This window comes from uncultured Stenotrophomonas sp. (genome assembly GCF_963519925.1).
Taxonomy (GTDB): Bacteria; Pseudomonadota; Gammaproteobacteria; order Xanthomonadales; family Xanthomonadaceae; genus Stenotrophomonas; species Stenotrophomonas maltophilia_AE.
Map to the genome: position 1 here is coordinate 1 of NZ_CAUQPH010000144.1, position 8,682 is coordinate 8,682.

Annotated in this window: 9 protein-coding genes and 1 pseudogene; all 10 read left to right on the forward strand. The window is 69.8% G+C overall.

Annotation, left to right across the window (positions count from 1 at the left end; all coding sequences use genetic code 11):
* A partial coding sequence (locus RWO33_RS17290; RefSeq protein WP_314106414.1) for a YadA-like family protein occupies nt 1–496 on the forward strand: 496 nt, incomplete at its 5' end.
* A gap of 127 nt (nt 497–623) precedes the next feature.
* On the forward strand, nt 624–2,477 hold the full coding sequence (locus tag RWO33_RS17295; RefSeq protein ID WP_314106415.1) for a S8 family peptidase: 1,854 nt from the start codon (nt 624–626) through the stop codon (nt 2,475–2,477).
* Between the two features lie 117 nt (nt 2,478–2,594).
* Nucleotides 2,595–4,328: a type II secretion system ATPase GspE gene (gspE, locus tag RWO33_RS17300; RefSeq protein WP_314106416.1), complete on the forward strand. Its 1,734-nt coding sequence runs from the start codon at nt 2,595–2,597 to the stop codon at nt 4,326–4,328.
* Between the two features lie 2 nt (nt 4,329–4,330).
* Complete coding sequence (locus tag RWO33_RS17305) at nt 4,331–5,551, forward strand: type II secretion system F family protein (protein WP_145481493.1); 1,221 nt, start codon at nt 4,331–4,333, stop codon at nt 5,549–5,551.
* A 43-nt stretch (nt 5,552–5,594) separates the two neighbouring features.
* Nucleotides 5,595–6,029: a type II secretion system major pseudopilin GspG gene (gspG, locus tag RWO33_RS17310; protein WP_186308970.1), complete on the forward strand. Its 435-nt coding sequence runs from the start codon at nt 5,595–5,597 to the stop codon at nt 6,027–6,029.
* A gap of 93 nt (nt 6,030–6,122) precedes the next feature.
* Nucleotides 6,123–6,545, forward strand: coding sequence for a GspH/FimT family pseudopilin (locus RWO33_RS17315; RefSeq protein WP_314106425.1), 423 nt, complete (start codon nt 6,123–6,125; stop codon nt 6,543–6,545).
* Nucleotides 6,542–6,964 carry a prepilin-type N-terminal cleavage/methylation domain-containing protein gene (locus tag RWO33_RS17320; RefSeq protein ID WP_314106420.1) on the forward strand — a complete coding sequence of 141 codons (423 nt, stop codon included), beginning with the start codon at nt 6,542–6,544 and terminating at the stop codon, nt 6,962–6,964. Before RWO33_RS17315 ends, RWO33_RS17320 begins: the two co-directional genes overlap by 4 nt.
* On the forward strand, nt 6,916–7,593 hold the full coding sequence (locus RWO33_RS17325) for a type II secretion system protein J (protein WP_314106422.1): 678 nt from the start codon (nt 6,916–6,918) through the stop codon (nt 7,591–7,593). Before RWO33_RS17320 ends, RWO33_RS17325 begins: the two co-directional genes overlap by 49 nt.
* Entirely contained in the window at nt 7,590–8,465 is an 876-nt protein-coding gene (locus RWO33_RS17330; RefSeq protein WP_314106424.1) for a type II secretion system protein GspK, read from the forward strand. Before RWO33_RS17325 ends, RWO33_RS17330 begins: the two co-directional genes overlap by 4 nt.
* A pseudogene (locus tag RWO33_RS17335) lies at nt 8,462–8,682 on the forward strand (hypothetical protein); the annotation flags it as partial. The gene RWO33_RS17330 and the pseudogene RWO33_RS17335, both read left to right, overlap by 4 nt.

Genomic DNA, 8,682 nt, shown 5'->3' on the forward strand with positions numbered 1-8,682 from the left:
CGCCACCGCCGCCAACTCGGTCGCGCTGGGCCAGGGCTCGGTCGCCGACCGCGCCGACACGGTGTCGGTGGGTGCGGTGGGCGCCGAACGCCAGGTGACCAACGTTGCCGCCGGCAGCGCCGCCACCGACGCGGTCAACAAGGGCCAGCTGGACGGCGGCATCGCCACCGCCAACGGCTATACCGACCAGCGGTTCAGTGCGATGGCCGATACCTTCGACATGTACAAGGGCGAAGTCGATGACCGCCTGCGTCGCCAGGATCGCCGCATCGACCGCCAGGGTGCGATGAACGCGGCCATGCTCAACATGGCCACCAGTGCGGCCGGCGTCCGCACCCAGAACCGCGTCGGTGTCGGCGTCGGTTTCCAGAGCGGTGAGTCGGCGTTGTCGCTGGGTTACCAGCGTGCGGTCAGCGACCGCGCCACCATCACCTTCGGTGGCGCGTTCAGCAGCGATGACAGCTCGGTGGGCGTGGGTGCCGGCTTCGGCTGGTAACCGCGGAATGGAATGCAGGGCCTGAGGGGGCGGGTCACGGGAACCCTGGCCAGGGCCGGCCGGGGTGACCGCATGGAGTGTTGGCCTGAACAGTCGTTTGATCCATGACCTTGATGAGGATTTCAACGTGACCAAGAAGCAGAACCTTCGCATCAACGTGCTGGCAGCCGCCGTGCTGTCGCTGTCCGTGGGCGCCAGCGCCTATGCCGCCGGCTTGCCGGTGAAGGAGCCGGCGCGCCAGGCCAGTACCGCGCAGCAGAGCTCCGAACGCATCATCGTCAAGTACCGCACCGGCACCGCCGCTGCCAGCGACCGTTCGGCCAAGCTGGCCGCGGTGACCTCGGCGGTGTCGCGCGCCAGCCTCGGCGGTACCGCTTCGCGCGCCGCCGCGGCCAGCCCGCAGCTGCTGCGCCGGCTCGGTACCGGTGCCGATGTGATCCGCCTGCAGGGCAAGCTCAGCCAGGCGCAGCTGCAGACCGTGCTGAAGGAAATCCAGGCCGATCCGTCGGTCCAGTACGCGGCCGCCGACGTGAAGCTGCAGCGCGCCGACGTGCGTGCGAAGGAAACCGCGCAGCTGGTGCCGAACGACCAGTACTACGCCCAGTACCAGTGGCACCTGCACAGCGCCACCGGTGGCGTGAACGCACCGGCCGCGTGGGACGTGGCGCAGGGCGAAGGCGTGGTGGTGGCGGTGCTGGACACCGGCATCCTGCCGCAGCACCCGGACTTTGCCGCCGGCACGCTGCTGGAAGGCTACGACTTCATCAGCGACGCCGAGACCTCGCGCCGCCCGACCGATGAACGCGTGCCGGGTGCGCTGGATTACGGCGATTGGGTAGAGAACGACAACGAGTGCTACGCCGGTTCGCTGGCCGAAGACAGCTCCTGGCACGGCACCCACGTGTCGGGCACGGTCGCCGAAGCGACCAACAACACCCTCGGCATGGCCGGGCTTGCCTACAAGGCCAAGGTGCTGCCGGTGCGCGTGCTCGGCAAGTGCGGCGGTTACCTGTCCGACATCGCCGATGCGATCACCTGGGCCTCGGGCGGTACGGTTGCCGGTGTGCCGGCCAATCCGAACCCGGCCGAAGTGATCAACATGAGCCTGGGCGGCGGTGGCGCGTGCGATCCGGCTTACCAGGATGCGATCAATGGTGCGGTCTCGCGCGGCACCACCGTGGTGGTGGCGGCCGGCAACCAGGCCTCGAATGCGTCGGGTTACCGTCCGGCCAGCTGCGCCAACGTGATTGCCGTGGGCGCCACCCGCATCACCGGTGGCATCGCGTCGTACTCCAACTTCGGTGCGGCGGTGGACCTGTCCGGTCCGGGCGGCGGCGGTGGCGTCGACGGCAACCCGGGCGGTTACGTCTGGCAGGCCGGCTACAACGGCCTGACCACGCCGACCTCCGGTGCCTACAGCTACATGGGCATGGGCGGCACCTCGATGGCCTCGCCGCACGTGGCCGCCGTGGCCGCGCTGGTGCAGGGCGCACTGGCCTCGGCCGGCCGCGATCCGCTGACCCCGGCGCAGCTGGAAGCCCTGCTCAAGCAGAGCGCGCGCGCGTTCCCGGTCACCATCCCGACCTCGACCCCGATCGGCAGCGGCATCGTCGATGCCAAGGCGGCACTGGATGAGGCCCTGGAAGAGCCGTGCACGGTCGACTGCGCGCCGGATGCGACGCCGCTGACCAACCGCGTGGCGGTGGGCGGGCTGAGCGGTGCCGGTGGCAGCGAAACCCTGTACAGCTTCGAAGCCGCCGCCGGCAAGACGGTCAGCTTCCTGACCTACGGTGGCAGCGGCAACGTGTCGCTGTACGTCAGCGCCGGCGAGGAGCCGACCGCGACAGACTTCGACGCCAAGTCCAGCCGCCCGGGCAACAGCGAAACCGTGCGCTTCACCGCGCCGGTGGCCGGCACCTACTACATCAAGCTGGTCGGCGAGTCGGCCTTCAGCGGGGTGAGCATCCAGGCCGTCCAGTAACGCAGCAGCGCACCCACGGGAGCCCGTCATGTGACGGGCTCCCGTTTTCCATTGGCCACTACCGCATGTGGCACCACGACGAACTGCTAAAGTCTGCGGGTCGCCAGGAGAGCTTTCGTGAATGCGGTAACCCACGATCTTGCTGAAGAGTCGTCCACGGACGCGGAATCCCGCATCGTGGCGCTGTTGCTGCGCAACGGACGCCTGAAGGAGGCCGACCTGGCCCGGGCCCGTCCGCTGCAGCGCGAATCCGGCGGCAGCCTGCTGCCGCTGCTGGTGCGGCTGGGCCTGGTGTCCGAACGCGACCATGCCCAGGCCTGTGCCGAGGTGCTGGCGCTGCCGCTGCTGGAGGCCAAGGCCGTCCCCGAAGCACCCCCCGAATCCCTGCTCGATGCGCTGCCGCTGTCGCTGCGCTTCCTGAAGCAGTTCCATGCCTGTCCGCTGGGCCTGCACGATGGCGTGCTCGACCTGTGGCTGAGCGACCCGCAGGAACCCTACGCCGCCGAAGCGGTGCAGCTGGCCATGGCCGTGCCGGTACGCCTGCACGTGGGCCTGCGCTCGGAAATCGACGACCTGATCGAACGCTGGTTCGGCCAGGGCCGCAGCGCGATGGGCGCGATCATTGAAACCGCCGATGGCGAAGGCAGCGCGGTCGACGATATCGAGCACCTGCGCGACCTCGCCTCCGAAGCGCCGGTGATCCGCCTGGTCAACCTGGTGATCCAGCGTGCGGTGGAACTGCGGGCGTCCGACATCCACATCGAACCGTTCGAGAACCGGCTGAAGGTGCGCTACCGCGTCGACGGCGTGCTGATCGAAGGCGAAAGTCCGCCCGCCAACCTCACCGCGGCGGTGATCAGCCGCATCAAGATCATGGCGCGGCTCAACATCGCCGAGCGCCGGCTGCCCCAGGACGGCCGCATCATGCTGCGCGTGCAGGGCAAGGAACTGGACCTGCGCGTCAGCACCGTGCCCACCGCGCACGGCGAAAGCGTGGTGATGCGCCTGCTCGACCGCGACACCATGGTGTTCGATTTCCATCGGCTCGGGTTCACCGACGCGTTCCTGCCGCAGTTCCGCAAGGTGCTGGACCAGCCACACGGCATCCTGCTGGTCACCGGCCCCACCGGCTCGGGCAAGACCACCACGCTGTACACCGCGCTCAGCCAGCTCAATACCGCCGACGTCAAGATCATCACCGTCGAAGACCCGGTCGAATACCAGATCGAAGGCATCAACCAGATCCAGGCCAAGCCGCAGATCGGCCTGGATTTCGCCAGCGCGCTGCGCAGCATCGTGCGCCAGGACCCGGACATCATCATGATCGGCGAAATGCGCGACCTGGAAACCGCGCGCATCGCGATCCAGTCGGCGCTGACCGGCCACCTGGTGCTGTCCACCCTGCACACCAACAACGCCGCCGGTGGCATCACCCGCCTGCTCGACATGGGCGTGGAAGACTACCTGCTCACCTCCACCATCAACGGCATCCTGGCCCAGCGCCTGGTGCGCCGGCTGGAGCCGCAGCATGCGCTGCGCTACCCGGCTTCGCCGGAGGAAATCGAACGCTTCGACCTGCGCCGCCTGCAGCCGGAAGGCGAGATATACCTGTACCGCGCGCAGCCCTCGGCGTTGGCGCCCACCGGTTACCTCGGCCGCACCACCATCATGGAATTCCTGGTGATGAACGACGAGCTGCGGCGCGCGGTGATGCGCCGCGCCGGCATGGGCGAAGTGGAGCAGATCGCGCGTGCCGCCGGCATGCGCACCATGTACGAAGACGGCCTGTCCAAGGCGCTGCAGGGCTACACCACGATCGAGGAAGTGCTGCGCGTGACGGAGGAAAGCTGAGCATGCCGCAGTACCGCTACAAAGCCCTCAACGCGCACGGTGAGCTGTTCGACGGCCAGATGGATGCCGCCAGCGAAGCCGATGTCGCCGCGAAGCTGCAGGACCAGGGCCACCTTCCAATGGAAGCGCGCCTGGCCGGCGAGGGTGGCGCGGGCGGTTTTTCGTGGGCCGCGCTGGTGCGGCGCAAGCCGTTCGACGGCGCCGCGCTGGTCCAGTTCACCCAGCAGCTGGCCACCCTGCTCGGCGCCGGTCAGCCGCTGGACCGCGCGCTGGGCATCCTGCTGGAGCTGCCGGAAGACGAACGCAGCCGGCGGGTGATCGCCGACATCCGCGACGTGGTGCGTGGTGGCGCGGCGCTGTCCACCGCGCTGGAACGCCAGCATGGGCTGTTCTCGCGGCTGTACATCAACATGGTGCGCGCCGGCGAAGCCGGTGGCAGCCTGCACGACACCCTGCAGCGCCTCTCCGATTACCTGGAACGCAGCCAGGAACTGAAGGGCAGGGTGATCAACGCGCTGATCTACCCGGCGATCCTGCTGGCGGTGGTGGGCGGGGCGCTGCTGTTCCTGCTCGGCTACGTGGTGCCGCAGTTCGCACTGATGTACGAAAGCCTGGACGTCGCGCTGCCGTGGTTCACCCAATGGGTGCTCAACGCCGGCCTGGTGGTGCGCGACGGCTGGCTGGCGATGATCGTGGTGCCGGCGCTGCTGCTGCTGGTGGTCGAGCGGAAACTACGGCAACCGGCCGCGCGGCTGGCGCTGGACGGCTGGCTGCTGCAGCGCCGGGGCATCGGCGGGCTGCTGGCCAAGCTGGAAACCGCACGCCTGGCGCGCACCCTGGGCACGCTGCTGCGCAATGGCGTCCCGCTGCTGGCCGGGCTGGGCATCGCCCGCAACGTGCTGGGCAACCGCGCGCTGGCCGCCGACGTCGACGCCGCCAGCGACGAGGTCAAGAACGGCAACGGCCTCTCCGTCGCGCTGGCCCGCGGCAAGCGCTTCCCACGGCTGGCCATGCAGATGATCCAGGTCGGCGAGGAGTCCGGCGCGCTGGATGTCATGCTGCTCAAGACCGCCGACACGTTCGAACAGGAAACCGCGCGTGCCATCGACCGCCTGCTGTCGGCGCTGGTCCCGGTGATCACCCTGGTCCTGGCCTCGGTGGTCGGCCTGGTGATCGTGGCCGTGCTGGTACCGCTGTACGACCTGACCAATGCCATCGGCTGACCGCCGTGGCGCACTTCGTTCCGACCTGCTGCAAGGAGCTTCCATGATCCACCGTCGCACCCTGGTCCGTCCGTCTTCGCCCCGCCTCCAGGCGGGCATGAGCCTGCTGGAAATCATCATCGTCATCGTACTGATCGGCGCGGTACTCACCCTGGTCGGCAGTCGCGTGCTCGGCGGCGCCGATCGCGGCAAGGCCAACATCGCCAAGTCGCAGGTGCAGACCATGGCCGGCAAGATCGAAAACTACCAGCTCGACACCGGCAGGCTGCCGGCCAAGCTCGACGACCTGGTGACCCAGCCCGGCGGCAGCAGCGGTTGGCTGGGCCCGTATGCCAAGCCGGCCGAGCTCAACGATCCGTGGGGCAATGCGCTGGAATACCGCGCGCCCGGCGAAGGCCAGCCGTTCGACCTGATCAGCCTGGGCAAGGACGGCAAGGTCGGCGGCAGCAGCTACGATGCGGACATCAAGTACGAGTAAGCGCGCGTGGCACCGTCCGCAACGCCGCGCCGCATCCGGCCGCGCCACGCTGCAGCGCGACGGCGACGCGTGGGCGGCGTTTCGCTGCTGGAAATGCTGCTGGTGGTGGCGCTGATCGCGATCATCGGCGCGATCACCGCCACGGCGATGAACGGCGGCATCGACGGCATGCGGCTGCGCAACGCGGGCAAGGAAATCGCCAGCCAGCTGCGTTACACGCGCACCCAGGCCATTGCGACCGGCGAACGCCAGCGCTTCCTGATCGATCCGCAGGCGCGCACCTGGGAAGCGGCCAACGGGCGCCACGGCAGCCTGCCGGCGGCGATCGAGGTGCATTTCCGCGGCGCCGGCCAGGTCGCCGGGGTGGCCAGCGGCAAGGGCGGCATCGCCTTCCATCCCGATGGCGGCTCCAGTGGCGGCAGCATCGAGCTGGGCGTGCGCGACGCGCTGTGGCGCATCGACGTGGCGTGGATCACCGGCGAAGTGCGCTCGGGCCAGGTGCGGGGAGCACCATGAAGCGCCAGCGCGGCTATTCGCTGCTGGAAGTGATCGTCGCCTTTGCGCTGCTGGCGCTGGCATTGACCCTGCTGCTGGGCAGCCTGTCGGGGGCGGCGAAGCAGGTGCACGGTGCCGACCTGCGCAGCCGCGCCACCCTGCACGCGCAGTCGTTGCTGGCCGCCACCGGCATCGAATCGCCGCTGCAGCCCGGGCGCACCCAGGGCGACTGGGACGAGGGGCGCTTCCGCTGGGACCTGCAGGTCGAACCGTATGTCGACGTGCGCACCACCGCGCTGCAACCGGCCGCCGCCGCGCCCGCCAGCGGCCCGACCCTGGCCCAGCTGACCCTGCAGGTGCGTTGGGGCGAAGGCGAGGGCGAGCGCCTGCAATGGCGGTCGCTGCGCCTGCTGCCCACGACGCCGGAGCCAAGCCGGTGAGCGCGCGCGCCGCGCGCGGCTTCACCCTGATCGAAGTGCTGCTGGCCACGGTGCTGCTGGTGGGCGGGCTGGCGCTGGCCTTCGCCACGGTGCGTTCGGCGATGAACATCGCCCAGCGCGGCGAACGCGTGGCCGCGCAGAACGAGCGCATGCGGGCGGTCGAAGGCTTCCTGCGCCGGCGCCTGGGCATGGCGCTGCCCATGGCCGCCGAGCCGCCCGACCCGACCCGCGAACCGCTGTACTTCCTCGGCGAACCGCAGCACATGCTGTTCGTGTCCGAGCTGCCGGGCTACCTCGGTCGCGGCGGGTCCTACGTGCACGAACTGCAGGTCAACCGCAGCGGCAGCACGCTGCGCCTCGACATCGCCCTGACCCTGGTGCAGAACGGCGAACGCATTCCGGAAACCCCGCCGCGTCCACCGGAAATGCTGGCCGACGACCTGCGCGAGGTGGCCTTCCGCTATCGCGGCATCGACCCGCGCAGCGGCCAGCTGGGCGAGTGGCAGACGCAGTGGGACGACACCCGGCGCCTGCCGCTGCTGGTCGAGATCCGCATCGTGCCGCTGCAGGGGCCGGCGTGGCCGCCGATGGTGGCGGCGTTGTCGCAGGCACGTGGAGCGCGCCAATGAGCGCTCCACGCCTCCGGCGCGCGCGCGGTGCAGCGCTGGTGCTGGTGCTGTGGTTGATCGCGCTGCTCACCGCGGTGGTCGGTGCGTTCGCGCTCAGCGCCCGCATCGAGCACCTGCAGCAGCGCGTGATCGGCGACGATGCGATCGGCCAGGAGCATGCCCGGGCCGGGCTGGAATACGCCCTGTTCCGGTTGCGGCCGTCGGCCCTGCAACCGCCGTGGCAGGCCGATGGCCGCCGTTACCGCTGGACCTTCGACCAGCGTCGCATCGACCTGCGGGTGGTCGACGAGAACGGCAAGATCAACCTCAACCTGGCCGACACCACCCTGCTCACCGGATTCCTGCTGGCGCTGGAGGTGGACCCCGTGCGCGCGCGGCAGCTGGCCGGGGCCATTGCCGACTGGCGCGATCCCGACAGCCTGAAGCAACCCGGTGGCGGTGCCGAAAGCGCCGATTACCAGGCCGCCGGCTTGCCGTATGGCGCGCGCAACGGGCGCTTCGAGACACTGGGCGAGCTGCAGCGGGTGCTGGGCATGGACGCGGCGCTGTATGAACGGATGGAGCCGATGCTGACCCTGTACAGTCGGCAGTCGCGGCCGGACCCGCGGTTCGCGGCCGGGCCGGTGCTGGCCGCGCTTGGGCTGGACGCCGAAGCGCTGCTGGCCGAGCGCGAACGCAGCGCGGCGGCCGGCGATGAAAACGTGACCGGCGCGCTTGCCAGTGGCAGCGGCACCTATAGTATCGAGAGCCGCGCAATGGATGCGCGTGGCCGGGTGTCGGTGCTGCATGCGGTGATCCGCATGGGCGCGGCGGGCACGCCGGGAACGACTTACACGGTACTTCGCTGGGAACAGGGAATGGCAGCTCGATGACGGTTTGGCGGGACAGTCTGGTACAGGCACGGGGTCGACTCGCGCCCGGCGTGGGCAGCGGCCTGCGCTGGTGGCGGCGTTCCCTGCTGGCCTGGTTGCCGCTGCGCTGGCAATGGGCGATGGGCTGGTCGCAGTCGCGGCTGCTGCTGTCGCGTCACGCCGAGCAGCTGGTGCTGCGCCGCGACACCGCCGCGCAGGTCCAGGCCGTGGCCGAACT